This is a genomic window from Paenibacillus puldeungensis (genome assembly GCF_042678945.1).
GTDB lineage: Bacteria > Bacillota > Bacilli > Paenibacillales > Paenibacillaceae > Fontibacillus > Fontibacillus puldeungensis.
In genome coordinates, this window is the sequence record NZ_JBHTLM010000009.1 from 13,806 (window position 1) to 30,817 (window position 17,012).

16 protein-coding genes, 1 tRNA gene and 3 riboswitches are annotated in these 17,012 nt (G+C 49.5%); of the genes, 4 read left to right on the plus strand and 13 right to left on the minus strand.

The window, feature by feature from the left end; translation table 11 throughout:
- Positions 1 to 243 precede the first annotated feature (243 nt).
- The 8 genes from ACFQ3W_RS13595 to ACFQ3W_RS13630 all read right to left on the minus strand — a co-directional run bounded on the left by ACFQ3W_RS13595 (position 244) and on the right by ACFQ3W_RS13630 (position 10,138).
- Positions 244 to 1,269, minus strand: coding sequence for a hypothetical protein (locus tag ACFQ3W_RS13595; RefSeq protein ID WP_379319781.1), 1,026 nt, complete (start codon positions 1,267 to 1,269; stop codon positions 244 to 246).
- Between the two features lie 156 nt (positions 1,270 to 1,425).
- Entirely contained in the window at positions 1,426 to 2,457 is a 1,032-nt protein-coding gene (locus tag ACFQ3W_RS13600; RefSeq protein ID WP_379319782.1) for a ribonucleotide-diphosphate reductase subunit beta, read from the minus strand.
- A 231-nt stretch (positions 2,458 to 2,688) separates the two neighbouring features.
- A complete protein-coding gene (locus tag ACFQ3W_RS13605; RefSeq protein ID WP_379319783.1) occupies positions 2,689 to 2,964 on the minus strand; it encodes a hypothetical protein in 276 nt (91 codons plus the stop codon).
- 221 nt (positions 2,965 to 3,185) lie between these two features.
- A complete protein-coding gene (locus ACFQ3W_RS13610) occupies positions 3,186 to 5,519 on the minus strand; it encodes a ribonucleoside-diphosphate reductase subunit alpha (protein ID WP_379319784.1) in 2,334 nt (777 codons plus the stop codon).
- 191 nt (positions 5,520 to 5,710) lie between these two features.
- Positions 5,711 to 6,229, minus strand: a complete 519-nt coding sequence (nrdG, locus tag ACFQ3W_RS13615) for an anaerobic ribonucleoside-triphosphate reductase activating protein (protein ID WP_379319785.1) — start codon at positions 6,227 to 6,229, stop codon at positions 5,711 to 5,713.
- Complete coding sequence (locus ACFQ3W_RS13620; RefSeq protein WP_379319786.1) at positions 6,226 to 8,202, minus strand: anaerobic ribonucleoside triphosphate reductase; 1,977 nt, start codon at positions 8,200 to 8,202, stop codon at positions 6,226 to 6,228. Before ACFQ3W_RS13620 ends, nrdG begins: the two co-directional genes overlap by 4 nt.
- Before the next feature lie 192 nt (positions 8,203 to 8,394).
- Positions 8,395 to 8,621: riboswitch (cobalamin riboswitch) on the minus strand.
- Positions 8,622 to 9,250: 629 nt separating this feature from the next.
- Positions 9,251 to 9,766, minus strand: coding sequence for an SRPBCC domain-containing protein (locus tag ACFQ3W_RS13625; protein WP_379319937.1), 516 nt, complete (start codon positions 9,764 to 9,766; stop codon positions 9,251 to 9,253).
- Between the two features lie 27 nt (positions 9,767 to 9,793).
- The gene (locus ACFQ3W_RS13630; RefSeq protein ID WP_379319787.1) at positions 9,794 to 10,138 is read right to left on the minus strand and encodes an ArsR/SmtB family transcription factor; all 345 of its coding nucleotides are present in this window, start codon (positions 10,136 to 10,138) and stop codon (positions 9,794 to 9,796) included.
- A 253-nt stretch (positions 10,139 to 10,391) separates the two neighbouring features.
- Here ACFQ3W_RS13630 and ACFQ3W_RS13635 point away from each other — a divergent pair, with 253 nt between their 5' ends.
- The gene (locus tag ACFQ3W_RS13635) at positions 10,392 to 10,691 is read left to right on the plus strand and encodes an MTH1187 family thiamine-binding protein (protein WP_379319788.1); all 300 of its coding nucleotides are present in this window, start codon (positions 10,392 to 10,394) and stop codon (positions 10,689 to 10,691) included.
- Between the two features lie 107 nt (positions 10,692 to 10,798).
- Positions 10,799 to 10,871, plus strand: a tRNA-Thr gene (locus ACFQ3W_RS13640).
- Positions 10,872 to 10,970: 99 nt separating this feature from the next.
- Here ACFQ3W_RS13640 and ACFQ3W_RS13645 read toward each other — a convergent pair.
- The 5 genes from ACFQ3W_RS13645 to ACFQ3W_RS13665 form a co-directional block, all read right to left on the minus strand.
- Positions 10,971 to 12,224, minus strand: coding sequence for a DUF445 domain-containing protein (locus ACFQ3W_RS13645; protein ID WP_379319789.1), 1,254 nt, complete (start codon positions 12,222 to 12,224; stop codon positions 10,971 to 10,973).
- Positions 12,112 to 12,366 carry a hypothetical protein gene (locus ACFQ3W_RS13650; RefSeq protein ID WP_379319949.1) on the minus strand — a complete coding sequence of 85 codons (255 nt, stop codon included), beginning with the start codon at positions 12,364 to 12,366 and terminating at the stop codon, positions 12,112 to 12,114. The genes ACFQ3W_RS13645 and ACFQ3W_RS13650 overlap by 113 nt, the downstream gene beginning before the upstream one ends.
- The gene (locus ACFQ3W_RS13655; RefSeq protein WP_379319790.1) at positions 12,359 to 12,871 is read right to left on the minus strand and encodes a hypothetical protein; all 513 of its coding nucleotides are present in this window, start codon (positions 12,869 to 12,871) and stop codon (positions 12,359 to 12,361) included. Before ACFQ3W_RS13655 ends, ACFQ3W_RS13650 begins: the two co-directional genes overlap by 8 nt.
- A gap of 145 nt (positions 12,872 to 13,016) precedes the next feature.
- Positions 13,017 to 13,188, minus strand: a riboswitch (cyclic di-AMP (ydaO/yuaA leader).
- A gap of 159 nt (positions 13,189 to 13,347) precedes the next feature.
- Positions 13,348 to 14,049 carry a response regulator gene (locus tag ACFQ3W_RS13660; protein ID WP_379319938.1) on the minus strand — a complete coding sequence of 234 codons (702 nt, stop codon included), beginning with the start codon at positions 14,047 to 14,049 and terminating at the stop codon, positions 13,348 to 13,350.
- Complete coding sequence (locus tag ACFQ3W_RS13665; RefSeq protein ID WP_379319791.1) at positions 14,036 to 15,601, minus strand: ATP-binding protein; 1,566 nt, start codon at positions 15,599 to 15,601, stop codon at positions 14,036 to 14,038. Before ACFQ3W_RS13665 ends, ACFQ3W_RS13660 begins: the two co-directional genes overlap by 14 nt.
- Before the next feature lie 512 nt (positions 15,602 to 16,113).
- Positions 16,114 to 16,275, plus strand: a riboswitch (cyclic di-AMP (ydaO/yuaA leader).
- Positions 16,276 to 16,390: 115 nt separating this feature from the next.
- Here ACFQ3W_RS13665 and ACFQ3W_RS13670 point away from each other — a divergent pair.
- Together ACFQ3W_RS13670 and kdpF are read left to right on the plus strand one after the other, a co-directional pair.
- Positions 16,391 to 16,795 carry a hypothetical protein gene (locus ACFQ3W_RS13670; protein WP_379319792.1) on the plus strand — a complete coding sequence of 135 codons (405 nt, stop codon included), beginning with the start codon at positions 16,391 to 16,393 and terminating at the stop codon, positions 16,793 to 16,795.
- 126 nt (positions 16,796 to 16,921) lie between these two features.
- A complete protein-coding gene (gene kdpF / locus ACFQ3W_RS13675; RefSeq protein WP_379319939.1) occupies positions 16,922 to 16,999 on the plus strand; it encodes a K(+)-transporting ATPase subunit F in 78 nt (25 codons plus the stop codon).
- Positions 17,000 to 17,012: the final 13 nt, after the last annotated feature.

Here is a 17,012-nt window from a genome sequence, read left to right on the forward strand (position 1 = left end):
AGGGGGTCAAGCGGTGGTGATTTGCTTTTAGCCGCTAACCCCGTGTTTTTAAGTCATATTAAGCCTGGAGCCATACAAAAAGGAGGGGAAAAGAATGTGAATAATTTATGACGGTGGCGCTTTTCGCATTTTTGCAACAGGTTCTGATGAAGAATGGGAGGCTTTAGAATTACGAAATTATCGTCATTTTGAAATCCTCCCCATATACAATAGCGTTCGTAAGCTCTTGGGCAGGATGGTTGTTTACTTATGACCGGCAAACACGCGATCCCGATATTCCTTGACTTCAGGAATGTCGGTTTGCTGTCCGTCCGCTTTTCGAAACACCTGCCATTTTGTTTTCTTCAGGACGTCAAGAAATCCCTGAACGACCTCGGCCGTTGTGGTGTCGGGATAGGCCTTGACCGTTTTTTCGTAGCTAGCTTTGGCTTCATCGGTCAGCTTGAAGGTATCAAAATCAAAGATTGGAGTATTGTCCAGCCCGTAGAGATAAGCACTTAAGTAGCTGGAATAATAAAGCTCTTTCGCACGGTTGGCTTCCGGCGTACCGGGATACGCTTTGAAAAACTTCTCAAAGGCAATCGTTCGCTTGGCGAGCTCATCCCAGCTGATAACGAGGCCGCCGTCGCTGGCCATCTTCTTATCTGACTCCAATGCTAGCAAACCGATATATTGCTGCATTTTTTCGCTTAGCGAGGCATTGTACTTTTTCAGAGCTCCATAATCCACGACCGGGAAAACCATCCCTTCGGCAGTTTCCAGCTTATAGCCGCCAGCCAGTACAGCTTTGATCTTCGTCTTGACGGCGTTATCCTGAATCTGCTCCAGGCCTTTCTCCGTAATCGGCCACTCCAGGGCAGACAGCGCCTTGGCTACCGTCTCCTCCGCAAACTGCTCCTGAACCTTCGGCAAATCCTCTTCGTAGAAGGTCAGCAGCTTTTGCATGAGTTGATCTGCATCCTCTTGCGGGAGGCTGGTTAAGTGCTGATCGAAAAAGGCGATCCACTCGCGAGTTTCCGCTTTTTTGGCGCGTAGGCTTTCGAATTCCTGCAGAACCTTGTTACGTGCGTTTGAACTTGCGTCCTTTTCCGGGGCGGCTTGGCTGTCGTCATTTGTCTCCGGTTTTGTTGAGTTCTGACCGGAAGAAGTTTGACCCGGAGAAGAAGTGGAGGGGGGTTGCTCTTTTTTAGTGCATCCCGTTAAAGAAGATACGATCAGCAGACCTGCGAGCATAAGCGTCAGCATCGTTTTGATGCCTGAATGTGGCATGAAAGACCACGTCCTTTCAAAGTGTTGGCGAGTTCCCTTTTTCTAAGACGGCAGGAGGGAAGGAAAGGTTACGTTTAGGAAAAAAAGGGCTGCTTCCGGTCAAAGATGACCTTGAAAGCAGCCTTTCCGGTGCGCTTGTGTCCTTACAACGCTTTTTTACAGATCGTCGAACCCGTTGTCGTCGCCGACCTTACCGTAATTGCGGGATTTGGCCTCGAAGAAGTCCGTTTTCGTCGCATTAAGCGCTTCGTCTGAAAACGGCTTGATCCATGGCATGCAGTTGATGTCTACACCTTGGTAAGCTTTGTCGAGTCCTATGAGCGTGAGGCGTTTGTTGGCAATGTACTTGATGTAGTCGGACAATTCGTCTAAATCAATGCCCCGTACATCCTTCAGCGTGTAGTGTGCCCAGTTCGTTTCCAGCTCCACGGCGCGGTCGATCGTCCGGTACGTATATTCGAGATTTTCCGGCGTGTTCAGCTCCGGATAATCGATCAGCAGCTGTTTATATACCTCGGCAAAGAAGTAGCAATGCTGATTTTCATCCCTTTGGATGTAGGAAATCATTTGGCTCGTGCCCATCATTTTCTGGTCGCGCGCCAGGTTATAGAAGAAGGCGAATGTGCTGTAGAAGAAAACACCTTCCAAAATCAGATCCGCCACCAGCGCTTCAAAGAACGATTGCGGCGTCGCCTCGTTGCGGAAGTTCTGATAAATGTCCGAAATGAATGTGTTGCGTTCCAGCAGCACCGGATCGTGCTTCCAGTATTCAAAAATCTCCTTCTGCTCCTGTTCCGATACGATGGAGGAGAGGACGTATGAGTACGACTGGTTGTGCACCACTTCCTGCTGTCCAATAATCGCCGAGATGGCCTCGAGCGAGGAATCAGTGAAGTAACGCTTTACGTCCCCGACGAACATCGTTTGCATGGAGTCGAGCACCGCCAGGAGCGAGATGTTGATTTTGAAAGTGCGCTGCTCTTCCGAATCAAGTAGCTGAAACTGCTGCGCGTCTTTGCTCATCGGGATCTCGTCCGCAATCCAGTGATTCAGCAGCAGAACCTTGTATAGTTTATACATATGAGGCATGCGGATGTCGTTCCAGTTCAATATCCCGGAGCATTCGCCGCCGATAATCCGCGTCGATTTGTTCGGCGCTTCGGTGTTGAAGATCGTTTGTAGTTGCATGGATTTCATCTCCTTGAGTTTGTGAAAATCGGCTTGTCGCGGTAATTGAGGTTGAACTCTAGTAGATAGTGCGAGTGGAGGCTGGCGGGTGAAATGTTCTTCCGATCGCTGTTGTTCCCGGATTTCTCTGATTGTATAAATTCAGAAGTAGTAGAAATCCGCGAACAAAGGCGAACGCTCCGCTTCTCCAGAGCCATTTCTCCCTCTAGCCTTTTCCGCACATTATGTAGTTCAACCTGTTCGCACTACCGTGAGCGCATCCCCGCAGGGGACAGCGCCACTGCGCACACAGCAGCAGTAACCCCCGCCGTAGTGGCAGTCAACGTCCCTGCACGACAGTAAGCGTATCCCCGCAGGGGACAGCGCCGCCCCGCAGGCAGCAGCAGTAACCCTCGCCGCAGAAGCAGTCACCGCCCCCGCAGGAGCGCTACATGTAGAGCGTGCCCGAAGGGCGACAAGCGGCTCTTGAGCACATAGCAGCCCGGGTGCGCCTAACGTTTCAGTCATGAGCAGCACGGTTTCCAGGTCACCCGGGTGCTCTAAAAGTAAGACGTACCCGAAGGGGGAAAAGCGTGCCACGCGCCGAAGCCTAGCGCATCCCCGCAGGGGACAGCGGCAGGAGCGCCTCTGTCGCTCCCACGTTCCCCCAGTTTGCGGGAGACCAGAGGGCAGCGGGCCCTCGGGCGCCCTCCCTTACGGTAAGGGAGGGGTGGGGAGGGTTGAGTCCCCTACGATGCACACGACTCGCACTCCTCAATCGTCAACGCCCGGCTGCGCACATAATACGTCGATTTGAGGCCAGCCTTCCAGGCGTGCAGGTGCAGCTCCAGAAACTCCGTCGCCCGGATATCCGGCCGCACGTACAGGTTGAAGCTTTGCGCCTGGTCCACGTGGCGCTGGCGGGCGCCAGCCGCTTTGATCGACCAGTGCTGGTCGATGAGGAACGCCGTCTTGTAATACCAGATCGTCTTTTCCGACAGGTCTGGCGCCGGATTGGCGATCTTGTAGGTTGTTTTTTCCTCGTACGACAGCAACTCGTACAGCGGATCGATGCTGGCGGTGGAGCCGGCGATGATCGAGGTCGATCCGTTCGGCGCGATCGCGAACATCCAGGCGTTGCGGACGCCGTTCTCGCGAACCAAAGCTTGCAGCTCACGCCACTGCTCGGTCGTCACGTATTTTCCTTCGCGCGTGCCGTCCGTATAGCCGCGTGAGGTGAAGTATTCGCCGCTTTCCCAATCGGAGCCAGCGAATTTCGGGTAGCGCCCTTTTTCCTTGGCGAGCTCCATGCTCGATCTGACCAGCAGGTAGTTGATTTTTTCATAGAGCGCGTCGTTATAGGCTACCGCTGCGTCGGATTCCCAGCGAATGCCTTCCAGAGCTAAAAGATGGTGCAGTCCGAAGGTGCCGAGCCCGATCGCGCGGTATTGGCTGTTCGTATATTGAGCCTGCAGCACTTCGATATTGTTAATGTCGATGACGTTGTCCAGCATCCGCGTTTGAATCGGAACGAGGCGCTCCAGCACGCCGGCCGGTACGGCCCGGGCCAGATGGATCGAGTTCAGGTTGCAGACGACGAAATCGCCAGGAATTTTGGAAATGACGATGCGGGTTTGCCCATCTTTTGTAACCAGTTCCTCTTGTTCAATGACCGTTGGCGATTGGTTTTGCATAATTTCCGTGCACAGGTTGGAGGAGTACACCATGCCGTGCGCCCGGTTCGGGTTGGCACGGTTGACGGTGTCCCGGTAGAACATGTAAGGCGTGCCGGTTTCCAGCTGCGATTTCATAATCCGCTTCATGATGTCGATCGCCGGCATCGTAATGCGCGACAAGGTCGGGTGGTTGACCGCCTCCATGTATTTCTCGCGGAAGGTCCCGCGGCCAAACTCTTCATCGTAAAAATCCTCCAGCCCCAGCGCCCGGCCGTTCTCATCCTTCCAGCCCATCGTTTTCTTCACTTCGTGCGGGCAGAACAGGTTCCATTCGCCGCGGGCCTCAACGGCCTCCATGAACAGGTCGGGGAGACTAACGCCGTGGAACACGTCGTGGGCACGCATCCGTTCGTCGCCGTTGTTCAGCTTCAGGTCGAGGAAGGCGAGAATATCTTTATGAAAAACGTCCAGGTACACGGCAATCGCGCCTTTGCGCGTGCCAAGCTGGTCGACACTGACGGCGGTGTTGTTCAGCTGGCGAATCCAGGGGATGACGCCGGAGCTGGTGTTTTTGTGGCCGCGAATGTCTGAGCCGCGAGCCCGGACTTTGCCGAGGTACACGCCGATGCCGCCACCCATTTTGCTGAGCCGAGCGATGTCGGTGTTCGAGTCGAAGATGCCTTCGAGCGAGTCGTCCACCGTATCGATGAAGCAGCTGGAGAGCTGGCCGGCCACCTTTTTACCGGCGTTGGACATCGTCGGCGTTGCGGCGGTCATGTACAGATTGCTCATCGCCCAATAGGCTTCTTTGACCAGCTCCAGGCGTTTTTCAGCCGGCTCCTTATGCATCAGGTACATCGCGATGATCATGTAGCGCTCCTGCGGCAGCTCCATCGTCCGACCGTCAAAGTCGGTAGCCAAATAACGCTCCGCGAGGGTCAGGAGACCGATATAGTCAAACAGCAAATCGCTGGAAGGATCGATCGTCTCCCCAAGCTCTTCGATTTGTTCCTTCGTGTAGGCCTCCATCAGTTCTTCGCGATAGACACCGATTTTGCACAGCTCGGCTACGAGGTGGTAAAACGAACCGTAAGGCTGCTCAGGATAGGCTTTATAACGGCGGTTGACCGCCGCTTTTTTGTACAGGGAGGTCAGCAGGGAACGGGCGGCAGCAAACTTCCAGTTCGGCTCCTCCTTGGTTACAAGCTCCAAAGCGGACATTGTAAATGCGTTACTGATTTCTTCGCCAGTCACCTCGTCCCGGCGCAGCTTGGCGTTAACCCCGCGCAGCAGGCGTTCCTTGTCCAGTGTATGTAATCCTTCCAAAATGCGATCGGCATATACGCCTAAACGCTCCGCATCAAAAGCAAGCTGGCGGTTGTTCGGTTTCGTCACAAGTGTTGGCATAAAATGAATCCTCGCTTTCCCGACATAAAGTAAGAAATAAAGAAAAACCTTAGTTTTTCTATTAATCTTTTAATTCTCAAATTGCAGATATACGGTGAAAAAAAGAGCGCAAAACCACTGCGCCTCATAAGAGCAATCAAGTGACCGTGACAAACATCACAGATTATCTATTATACTCGAAACTCTAAAACCTAGAAAGAGTAGAGCGGCTGCCATAGGGCGATTTCTTCGCCTGCCAGACTGCGCTGGATGTCGATTAGCCGCTGATTGCTGCTGCCCCGGTAGAGCAGGGAAGGGTCGCGCAGATCCTCTACGAAACGGCCGTCGACCAGCACCTCACAGCGCCGCAGCAGCTCATATTCGGTCGATTCCGGATTCTGGGTCAATTCCTCGTAAGTATAGCCGCTGTAAATCCAAATCGAGATCGGACCCGTCTCGGCGACAATCCGGTCGATCATCCCGGCGACCTCCTCGGCGGAGAAAAAGGGGTCTCCGCCGAGAATCGATATGCCGCTGAGCAGCGGATTGTTTTTAATGTCATGAATGATTTTCTGTTCCTGCTCTAGTGTGAACGGCTCCCCATAATCAAAGTTCCATGTGGCCGGACTGAAACAGCCTTTGCAGTAATGGCGGCATCCGCTGATGAAAATGGCGGCCCTGAGGCCTTCGCCTTCATTGATGGATTCCGGGTAATATCCGCAAATATTCATACGCCGTGCTTAACCCGGTCGCGTACTTCGGCCTGCTTCGCGGCGTTAAACCGTGTTTGGTAATCACCGGTCAAATAGCCGGTAACGCGGCGCAGGCGGCGGATATATATATCCTTTTCGCTTTTTCCGCAGGAAGGGCAGGTGGCCCCGATAATGCCTTCAAAGCCGCAGGCGGAGCAGCGATCGATCGGATGATTGATGCTGAAATAGCTCACATTCTGCTGAAGGGCGTATTGTACGATTTTCAGGAACGCAGCCGGATTGCTCCGAGCGTTGCCATTCAGCTCGATGTAAGAAATCGCTCCTGCGTTACAGAGCCCGTGAAATTTGGACTCCAGCTCGATTTTACGGGCAGCGCTGATATCGTAATACACCGGAATGTGGAAAGAGTTTGTATAATATTCGCGGTCCACAATACCTGGTACAAGGCCGTAAGTTGCCCGGTCACGTTTGGTGAACTTGCCGGACAAGCCTTCCGCTGGCGTAGCGAACAGCGTGATATTCAAATCATGGATGTCGCTTTGGCGGTCGCAGTAATCGCGCATGTAGGAGATAAGCTCGTAAGCTTTTTCGTATACAGCCTCATCTTCACCGTGATGCTTGCCGTACATCGCCTTCATGCACTCGGCCAGCCCGATGAAGCCAATGGACAGGCTGCCGTGTTTGAGCAAATCGCCGACAGTCTCGTCTGGTGCCAAATGCTCGCCGCCTTCCCATACACCTTCACGCATCATGAAGTCCGAAGCCTTCGCTTTTTGGGAAGCTTGAATTTTAAAGCGATGCAGAAGTCCCTCAAGCGCAATATCCATATAATGCGTCAGCTCCCGGTAGAAGCCGCGCTCGTCCGCTTCTTTCCGCCGCCCAAGGGCAATGCCGTGCTCCAAGCCTAGCTTGACGAGGTTTAATGTATTAAATGAAAGATTGCCTTTACCGGACAAATGGTTACGCCCGAAGCGGTCGGCCAATACGCGAGTCCGGCAACCCATCGTTGCAAACTCGGTATCCGGGTTGGTTGGGTCGTAGTACACCAGGTTTAGCGGTGCATCCAGGTTCGCGAAGTTAGGGTACATGCGCTTGGCTGAGCACTCGGCTGCTTTCAAAAAGAGAGTGTAATTGGGCTCACCCGGGTTTTGGTTAATGCCTTGTTTGCACTTGAAAATCTGAATCGGGAAAATCGGTGTTTCTCCGCTACCGAGCCCGCGCATCGTCGCGGTAAGCAGGGAGCTAATTACCATTTGGCCTTCAGGTGACGTACAGGTTCCGTAGTTGATGCTTGTAAACGGAATTTGTCCGCCGGCCCGGCTCGACATCGTATTCAGATTATGTACAAGGCTTTCGGCCGCTTGCAGCGTTTCGCTTTCAGTTTCCTTATACGCATATTTGAAAGTTTTCGGGAAACGGTCCCGTAGGTCGGTGCGGCTCATCGTAATATCGCCGTAATCAGCCTCCGTATCGCCTTCATCGAAATATTCCAGACCTTTACGGAAATATTTGCTGAACGATTTGGCTACATAAGGAGCAAGGTCGAAATCGAGTTTATTTGCGGAAACGCCGCCGTATTGGGAATTTTGCTGGGATTGAAAAATAATCGCCACGAGCGCCATTGCCGTCATGATGGAGGATGGTGGGCGCACGCTGCCGTTCCCGGTGTTGAAGCCTTGACGAAGCAGCTTCTCGAACGGGATAAATATACAGTTGGTTGCCCCGATTGCATAATGGTCAAGGTCGTGCACATACACGATGTTATCCTCGATCGCCTGCTCGACGTGCTGTGGCATCATGAAATGATGGGCATACCATTTGGCATATTCGCTGCCGAATTTGCTCATTTTTCCGGAGAAGCTTTCGCCGTTCAGATTCGCGTTCTCACGCAAAACCTCCAAATTGCGGCTTTCAATAATTTCTTCGCCCAAATGAACAACTTCATCCAGCATATGATCCCGAGCTGTATACGTTTGATTAAGCAATGCCATAACAAAGTTCCCCTCTCAACATACTGAGCTTTGACTACATACGACGACATACAAAGAGCATTTCCAACCCGATGAGGCAAGGTTAAAAATGCCCGGATGCGCTTCAATAAATAACGGTTCCACGTGGTCATACAGACCGCGGAATAGGTACAAGCAGCAAGCGGACACCATCCCTGTTTCCTCGCAAGGTTATCCGGTGTCTATAAACGGGCAGGTCTCCTGGCTTACGGAATTTTCGCTGGCGCCTTCCCGTAGGTCTAGGCACAACATACAGTGGCTTCATGTCAGCGAATCGTCTGGATTTAGAAATCCTGAGCGCTTCCGATTACAGTGGCGGGACCGCAGCGGAGTTGCACCGCACTTCCCTTTTAAGCTCCGGCGGCAGTTCCCGCCGGATCACCCGTTTACACTATATTTTGTTAAGATGTTCTAAGATTAACTCAATATATTGTGTTTGTAAACGGGGTATTTATCGGAATGAAGGTTTGAAATGGTGACCGAAACGGACGAGCGCAAGGGTGGTGCGGCATGCGGGGAAAGGGAGGAATTTGTGAACTTTTTTTGGGCATCTGTCTTAAAAAAATAGAGCAGCATTCAATAAATAGATAATCTCAACGGTAACGTAAGAGGTGGGACAAATGTTGTAGATTGTACAACAATCTAATCGGATTCTAGGCTTTTAGGCCGGATTGTTGTAGAAAGTACAACAATATTGTAGCAGTAGGCCCAATTAACCCAAAATTGCTGCACGAAATACATCAATCTGCGGTGCGCAAGCCGTTTCGCGTCTAAATTGTTGTATGAAATACAACAATCGGAGCGGGGTTATGGGCGTGCGGTAAAATGGGAGATGAGTGTAGAAGTCAAAGCCATCTCAAAGGACGCCGTCAGATGTTTAGCTTCGGTAACGAGGATAGTTTTGCATAAATAAGCATACTCAGAACCATTAGGAGAGAAAACCCTGTCTTTTCAGTCAAATAAGATCGTCTACATACGCCAAAATAAACAGCCGCCGGCTCTAAAGCCTGACGGCCGTCATCAAACTTTCTTACTTGACTTCGTTCAGATGCTCTTCGAGACGTTTCCAAGTTTCCGTGATGCCCTGCAGCATGCCCATATCCATGACGGTCTTGAGCGCCTCTGCGGATACATATTCAGCACGGCTGACCAACTTTGTCCTGCCACCTAGATCGATGAATTCTATCGTGATCTCGGTCGACGGCATAGACTCGTTCGTGTTGCCTTCGGCATCCGAAAAGTAATCGATTTGGCTGATCAATTCCGGCTCAACAATTTCCTTGTAAACACTTTTGCCCCAAGACTCCATGCCGTAAAAATCACCCTGGTTCTGATCAACGCACTTCATACAGTAGTGCCAAACGCCGCCCGGCCGGAAATCGACGCTGCAAACCGGAAGCTCCCAGCCTTTCGGTCCCCACCAATGCTTGAGATGCTCAGGCTCTTTAAACATTTTGAACACGAGGTCACGCGGTGCATCGAAAACGCGTTCCAGCATCAGTACCCGATCGTTCTCTACCCTCGAAACCATAGCGTTGTTTGACATCATAATTCCTCCATCTATTTAATTGATTTAAGTCTTCTCCTTGTTTTGCAGCTCACGCAAGTAGGCGTCCAGATTGTCGAATCTCTCTTCCGTTATGCCCCGGAAGGATTTCACCCATGAATCCAGCGCTTGGAAGGGCTCTGGCCGGAGCATGTAGATCCGGCGGTTGGCTTCCGCCTTCATTTCCAAAATTCCGTTGTTGGTAAGCACCTTCAAATGCTTTGAGGCTTGGGGCTGGCGGAGTCCTGCCCGATCGGCGATTTCTCCCACGGTTAAGGGGCCGCTGCGCAAGAGTTCGACGATATGCATACGATTAGTTTCAGCCAATGCGCTCAGCGTTGCTGTGTCCATACTCGGAACACTGTCTGACATGCTGTTGTTCACCTCATTAAGTGTTGGTCTTTAGGAACAATGCCATCCCCTTTCAACCTATTGTTAACTTTGTGATGGTTAAAATATACACTTTAGAGAATATTCCCGTCAAGGAATATTTCGTTTGAAGTAAGCTGAATAGGTGTTACTGCAAATATAAGAGAAGATGTGATACATCAGATTTGTAAAATACGCCTGCTAAAGTGGTAAAATAAATGGAGAGTGATTAACTTTGGACAAGGGGGACCACGGTATGGCTATTGCAGAAGTGACGATTATTCCGATCGGTACGGGGAGTACAAGTCTGAGTTCCTATGTAGCCGATTTGCAGCGGGTGCTGGGTAAGCAGGAGGGGATCACGTATACGCTGACCTCGATGAGCACAATTATTGAAGGTAACCTAGACAATGTATTTGCAGCTATTCGGGCGATTCACGAAGCACCTTTCCAAGCCGGGGCTGGTCGTGTATCAACGTCGATTAAAATCGATGACCGCCGGGATAAAGCAAGCTCATCCGAACAGAAGCTGCGTTCCGTACGCGAAAAATTATAGTTCTTGTGGGCAGGTAGGGAGAAAACACCCGACTTCCAGGAATTAGTTCTTGCATTATTTTTCAGAAGCGGTATAATAGTCTTTGTTTCACGCTAAAAAAGTTTTTCGCTGGTGTAGCTCAGCTGGTAGAGCAACGCATTCGTAATGCGTAGGTCGGGGGTTCGAATCCCTTCACCAGCATCCTAAACAATCTAAGCAGAACGCGGTCTTCGAGGTTTTCGGGGGCCGCGTTTTTTGTCTGCCGAAGCAAAACTTCTACCATTTTTCTACCCTTTGGCGCTATCTCGAAATCATAAGGGAAACTAAAGTGAGCATAAAACCCAGTATAAAACCGCAAAGGGCTCCATTGACGCGAATCCATTGCAAGTCTTTTCCAAGCTTTTCCTCAAGCATTATCACTAAAGACTCATCGTCCATTTGGTCCAGGTTATCCTTTACCAATTGACCTATAAGATGATGATTCGAAGCCGCCAGATTGATCAAATACTGCGTAAGACGGTCCTCCATGGACGCGAGAACCTCCGGCTTGCGACTCTTGATGAACCGGATTAAGGAACCGTATAGCGTAAAGATTTTGCGCCCCCCGGCTATGCGTTCTTCCTCCAGTCTCTCAAGCGCCGCCGCCCGTAAGTTTTCAATGCTTGAAGCCAGAAAATTCGTTCCATACTCTTCTTGTATTTGATTTATAGTCCAATTCCGGATAGTCTGCAGCTTATCTTCATCTTCAATGAGCCGAAGCAATGTGCTGCGCAGCTCCTGAATGAGCTTTTCGCGCAGAGGATTAGCCTCGTCCATAAGTTCTTTTGCCGCCGAAAGAGACAAATCCTGCAGAATTACACCTAGTTTATCTTCAGTCAAAAAGCCTGTTACAGCCTGAAGGAAAAATCCTTTGATTCCTTTGCTTTTCATTTCCGATAATTTCCGGTACGCCATGCTGCCGAGGAGTGCCCCTGTATTCTCCTGCTCCAGCCACTTGATTAGTCCCGTGGCCGCGAGGTCGATAACCTTGTAATCGTATCCGGAACGTACGGCTTGCAGATAGACATTTTTCGTTGCGGAGCTAATATCAACTTTACTAAGCCAGACGGATAATCCGTTTTGTAGATACGGAACGCATTTCTCTGCCGGCAGCTGCCGCAGCAGCGTTTCGCAGAAATTCAGTATGCCCAATCTGGTTTTCTTCCTGCTCAGTAATTTGGCTAGCATGAAGAATGACGTTTCCAAAACGTGAACGGACCGAAGCTTGGCTTCAATGCTTTGCTTATTTAAAAGCTCATTCTCAACGGCGGAAATCAACGAACGTGTAATTTTGTTTTTATTTTTTAGTAATAACGAAGTATGGGGGATAGGGATACCTAGTGGATGGCGAAATAATGCAGTAACCGCAAACCAATCGGCCATGCCCCCTACCAGACCTGCCTCAAAGCTCCCCTTCAACAATAGAATAAAAGTAGATTGGGGTAATAATAATGTGCCTATAAAGCCGCAAAACATAATGAATAGCGAGATGCTTGCCAAATATTTGGTGTTCATCTTTATGACCTCTTTCCGTCCCCTGTAGCTCGATTCTTATATTGTCTCCTTTAAGATTAATTGATAGACGATGGATTCGGCAAATTACGGTCGACCATGACGGAAAAAAGGCCGAGTCGGAATTGAGCTGATTTTTAACCATTCCGCTTTCCTCCCCAACCTTCCACCCATTTAAGGTCAATATGGTGAGCTGCCGCAGCTTTTTCAATGCAACATTGGATTTCCGCTTCGTTTTCACAAACGGCAGAATGCTCAATCCATACGGTATATTTTGTTTTGTGAACAATGGATAAATGAACAGGAAATGATTTTTGAAATTTTAAGACGTACCAGCCTGAAGACATATTCCTCCATGGTTTTTTAAAAGCGGATAGAAGCGGAAGCTGTCGGTGTTCGGACCAATCTTGTTCCTGCTGTTGTTTTCTGATTTTTTGATAGATCTCATGCACGATCTCCATATCCATGCATGCTTGGCAGGATGCCTGAGCACCGAATTGGCGAAGGATCTCGATTTTGCTTTCACCAAAACCATAGCCGACGACCAATCTTTGGCCGTGTTCCTCATACCAAAGCGCTCCGAAACGCAGATAACGCAAACTAACCGGGTCCAGCAGATCCCGATGTGTCCCCAAATAATAAGCCCTCATGTTTATTGGTCCTCCGTCGGCTTAGAACGTAATAAAGTTCTTTTGGCCGTATGATTACAGAAAAAAACCACAGACAGAGAACAAACCTCTGCTGCGGTCTGCGAGGACAGGCAAAAAAGCCTGGCGCAAAAGCATGGCAAAATAAAGGTTCTCTCTGCTACGCTTACGAGGTTAGCTGCCGGATTCGGGCGGTGAGAGTCGCCCTACCTTATGAGACGGAAAGTCGTCTCTTTTCGGATTCACCCCAAATGGACCGTACCTTGCGATCCGATGGTTCCCCCGCTTCCCGTATAACGGGAATTCAGCGTTCGTTTAAACCGAATCATACTACTTCTCAAATCCTTTTGTAAAAGCGCCGAAAGATGCCTGAAGATAAAGAAAAAGGAAATTCAAGCTTCAGTACAAATGAAATGAGAAAAAAATACATTTATGAACATTTCTCGTGCATCTTACTCACGATAGCTAAGATTTCAGCTCTATTCCTGAGGAAGAAGACGATATCCGATTCCGGGCTCCGTAACGATTAATTTGGGCTGCGTCGAGTCCTTTTCCAGTTTCTTACGCAGGTGTCCGATGTATACCCTCAGGTAGTGGCTTTCGGACTCATCATAATGGCTGCCCCAAACCTGCTGAAGCAATTGCCGCTGCGTTACGATCTTTCCGGCGTTGGAGGCTAGAACCTTCAGAAGGTCATATTCTGTCGGAGTCAGCTTAATGCGTTCTCCATTCAATTCTACAATTCGCTGCGCCAAATCGATGGTTAGTTCGCCAAGCTGAAGGATAGGTTCGTTTGCCGATTTAGCTGCATGACGCAGGGCCACACGAATTCTGGCAACCAGTTCACCCATGCTGAATGGCTTGGTCACATAATCGTCGGCGCCGTTGTCCAATGCCACGATCTTGTCTTCCTCTCTGTCTTTGGCCGTCAGTACAATGATCGGCACGTTTGACCAGTCCCGTATGCGGGCTAACACCTCCATACCGGGCATGTCCGGCAGTCCGAGATCAAGCACGATCAGATCCGGATGAGCCAAAGAGGCTTGCAGCACACCTTCCTCTCCTGTAGACGCTTCGTGAATTGAATATTGATGCGCCTGTAAGGTCACTTTCAGAAGTTTACGAATTTGAGGTTCGTCATCGACAATTAATATACGAGATCCATGATTATTTATGGTCATCATTCTCCGCCCCTTTTCCTTGCGGTTCAGAATATATTCCATACTGCTTGCTTAAGGGCAGCGTTATCGTAATTACGATCCCTTGCGGTTCATTCGGCTTTGCTGTAATAGTTCCATTGTGCAGCTCCACGATTCCCTTACAAATGGCGAGTCCCAATCCTGTACCGGTTATTTTCTTGTTTGCGTTTGCTCGATAAAATTTTTCAAATATCTTCGTATATTCATCATTCTTGAGTCCGATTCCTTGATCAGAGATGGAAATAACAAGGTTGTCTTCTACAGACGACACAGCAATGCCGATTTCGCTGTAATCCGGGCTATATTTAATCGCATTGCTGACCACATTGACCAGCATTTGCTCGAGCAATACTTCATCTCCCGATACGATAGGGGCCGATTCAGGAAGGTTTACCGACAATTTTCGATGCTGTTGAAAATCCTTAACCTGAGCCAATGTGACACCGATCAAATCTTCTACATCACACCAGTTTGTTCTAAGCCGAAGCATCCCGCTTTCCAATTGCACCATGCTGAGCAGATTTACCACCAGTCGATTCATACGGAGGGCGCCGTCCCGAATATTCAGGAGCAACTCCATGCGATCTTCCGGAGAAAAAAGGGAGTCGCCTTCGATCAGACCGGTTGCCGAACCGATAATGGCTGCTAACGGGGTGCGCAGCTCATGAGACACCGAATCTAGAATGGCCGTGCGAATCCGTTCCGATTCAGCCGTCAAATGCGCAATTTTGGCTTCCTCCGCCAGTTTCACGCGAGCTATAGCGCTGGCGGTCAAACCGCCAAGGGCTTGCAGCATACGCTGTTGTTCGGTTGTGAAACCGATTCTCCGCTCTTTCAAATTGAGCGCCAGTACCCCATGCACATGGTCTTCGGTTCGCAGCGGCATGTAGTGTCCCGAAGAGTCTCTCAGGGTATGGGTTCCGTATCCAACTGCTTCGCCATGATCGAACGCCAGCTTCGCAATCACTTTTTCCGTTTCACCCTGTCCCCAATCACTATGAACGTCGGAACGGTGGGTTAGCACCAGATTGTTCTGTTCATCCGGCAAATAAATTGCGTTCTCCGAACCTATGGTTTGTGAAACTTGCCGGGAGACATTGTCTAACAAGGAGTGAATGTCTGTAATATTGCTCATCTGCTGGCTGAGCTCATAAAGTACGGCTGTGTGCGCCTCCCTCTGCTTGGAGTAGAGCAGTTGCCGTTTCAGCTTTACCGCCAGGCTGGCCGTTAACGTGGCGACTGCCAAATAAACGCCGAATGAAATTAAATAGCGCAAGTCCGTTATACCGAAACTCAGAAAGGGAGAAACGAAGAAGAAATCGAAAGCCAGAACCCCCAAAACGGCTGCGTACAAAGCAGGACGTAGTCCCCAAAAGGCGGCGCTTAGAAGTACAGGTAGCAAAAAAAGAAGCGCTACATTGACTAAATCAAAAGCAAGACCGAATGGATGCATTGCGACGGTCATGCAAGCGATGAGCAGTGTGATGCTTACATAAGGCATCCAGATCGTTTTCAGCTTGTGCATTTTGTGCATTTTTACCCCTTCCTGTCTGTCATGTATCCGTTCCTACTATAAGTTTAGGGTAATGTAAAAAAGAAATAAAATAAACCGGTTATAGGTGTAAAAATTCCATAAAAATGCGTGAAAAGTCCTATAATCATGAGTATTTGAGAGAAAATTGAAGATTCTCCGTTTTGATAACGCTAACTTAATCTTAATATTCCATATTTCAACGAATATTCGAACTGTGACGTTTTACAAAAAAAATTCCGAAGAGTAAGATACGGTCCATGAGTTGAATTGCTATTCGATTCTGAATTGGGGTGCCGATCAAAAACGGGGGAGTAAACGGACTGAAAGCTTGTGTGTGAGAGCAAGTTGATCAGAACTGTTTGGGACGGATTTCTTCGCTCATGAATCATTTAAACCGAAGATAGGGCGTCTCTCACCGCCCGAAGCCGTCAGCTAACCCGCAGGCGAAACGAAGCATGTTTTTTTGAGGGAGAGGATGAATCAACCGCTTGTAATTGATTTTTATAAATAATGATTTATAAACGCTGAGTCCTTGATGTTAAGGAACGGGGGAACCAATGGAAGCCGCAATCGGCTTCATGGGGTGAATCACCAGGCACTTTCGGTGCAGGGTGTAGGGCGACTCTCACGCCCGAATCCGTCAGCTAACCTCGTAAGCGTATTGGAGAGGCAACATTTGTCGCGAGCCGATCAGGATGACTGCGTCATGATCAAGAAGCCGCGGAAAAGGTTCCTCTTTTCCAAAGCTTCTTTTTTGTTGCCTTTTTCCTTGATTAGGAGGAGGAGCGCATGGAGAAAAGCCGTATTTTAGTGGCCGCTTCAAATAAAGCGGGGAGAAACTTCATTCGGTTGCTTATGCATCAAAACGTTCCGGTAGCAGCCTTAACCAATAACAAAAGGGAAGAAAAGCTGCTGAGGGAAATCGGAGTAAATGAGATTTTGCGTGTAAGTACTACCCGTAATAAGGCAGGGGAGATGCCTGTATTTCCGATCGGGCGAGTTTTCATTTTTGAGTCCAGTCTACCGTTGAGCTGCCAGTATTTGCAGTTTGTTGCCCGGTTTTCCTGCAAAGCGACAACTGTTGTGACGACCACGTGGCATCCCGAGGCGATTTATAAAAAACTCGGTGCTTCCTATGTGGTATACACAAAAAACGGGGAAGTCGGGTTTCTACTCAGCGATCTGACTGATTAACTATTGGAGGAGTGTCGTGATGCTGGATATTGGGATGATACTAACGTTGACCGCAGCCTTCGCGCTTGTGATCGGGTTTGTCGTTTGGTGCGGAAGAACGATAGAGGATGCGGGAGGCGAACGCGAATGACAATCGTGTTGATTTTCACGCTTGCATTGCTGATCTACCTGATCTATGCCTTGCTTCATCCGGAAAAGTTTTAATGAGTTTTTTTAG

Excerpts from the sequence above, each read along its gene's own strand:
- ACFQ3W_RS13645 (WP_379319789.1), bottom strand. The coding sequence starts at position 12,224 with ATGAACACCAAATATTTGGCAAGCATCTCGCTATTCATTATGTTTTGC.
- ACFQ3W_RS13630 (WP_379319787.1), bottom strand. The coding sequence starts at position 10,138 with ATGTCAGACAGTGTTCCGAGTATGGACACAGCAACGCTGAGCGCATTG.
- ACFQ3W_RS13660 (WP_379319938.1), bottom strand. The coding sequence starts at position 14,049 with ATGACCATAAATAATCATGGATCTCGTATATTAATTGTCGATGACGAA.
- ACFQ3W_RS13655 (WP_379319790.1), bottom strand. The coding sequence starts at position 12,871 with ATGAGGGCTTATTATTTGGGGACACATCGGGATCTGCTGGACCCGGTT.
- ACFQ3W_RS13670 (WP_379319792.1), top strand. The coding sequence starts at position 16,391 with ATGGAGAAAAGCCGTATTTTAGTGGCCGCTTCAAATAAAGCGGGGAGA.
- ACFQ3W_RS13635 (WP_379319788.1), top strand. The coding sequence starts at position 10,392 with ATGGCTATTGCAGAAGTGACGATTATTCCGATCGGTACGGGGAGTACA.
- kdpF (WP_379319939.1), top strand. The coding sequence starts at position 16,922 with ATGACAATCGTGTTGATTTTCACGCTTGCATTGCTGATCTACCTGATC.
- ACFQ3W_RS13665 (WP_379319791.1), bottom strand. The coding sequence starts at position 15,601 with ATGCACAAAATGCACAAGCTGAAAACGATCTGGATGCCTTATGTAAGC.
- ACFQ3W_RS13610 (WP_379319784.1), bottom strand. The coding sequence starts at position 5,519 with ATGCCAACACTTGTGACGAAACCGAACAACCGCCAGCTTGCTTTTGAT.
- nrdG (WP_379319785.1), bottom strand. The coding sequence starts at position 6,229 with ATGAATATTTGCGGATATTACCCGGAATCCATCAATGAAGGCGAAGGC.
- ACFQ3W_RS13650 (WP_379319949.1), bottom strand. The coding sequence starts at position 12,366 with ATGGTTAAAAATCAGCTCAATTCCGACTCGGCCTTTTTTCCGTCATGG.
- ACFQ3W_RS13620 (WP_379319786.1), bottom strand. The coding sequence starts at position 8,202 with ATGGCATTGCTTAATCAAACGTATACAGCTCGGGATCATATGCTGGAT.
- ACFQ3W_RS13625 (WP_379319937.1), bottom strand. The coding sequence starts at position 9,766 with ATGTCAAACAACGCTATGGTTTCGAGGGTAGAGAACGATCGGGTACTG.
- ACFQ3W_RS13595 (WP_379319781.1), bottom strand. The coding sequence starts at position 1,269 with ATGCCACATTCAGGCATCAAAACGATGCTGACGCTTATGCTCGCAGGT.
- ACFQ3W_RS13605 (WP_379319783.1), bottom strand. The coding sequence starts at position 2,964 with ATGACTGAAACGTTAGGCGCACCCGGGCTGCTATGTGCTCAAGAGCCG.
- ACFQ3W_RS13600 (WP_379319782.1), bottom strand. The coding sequence starts at position 2,457 with ATGCAACTACAAACGATCTTCAACACCGAAGCGCCGAACAAATCGACG.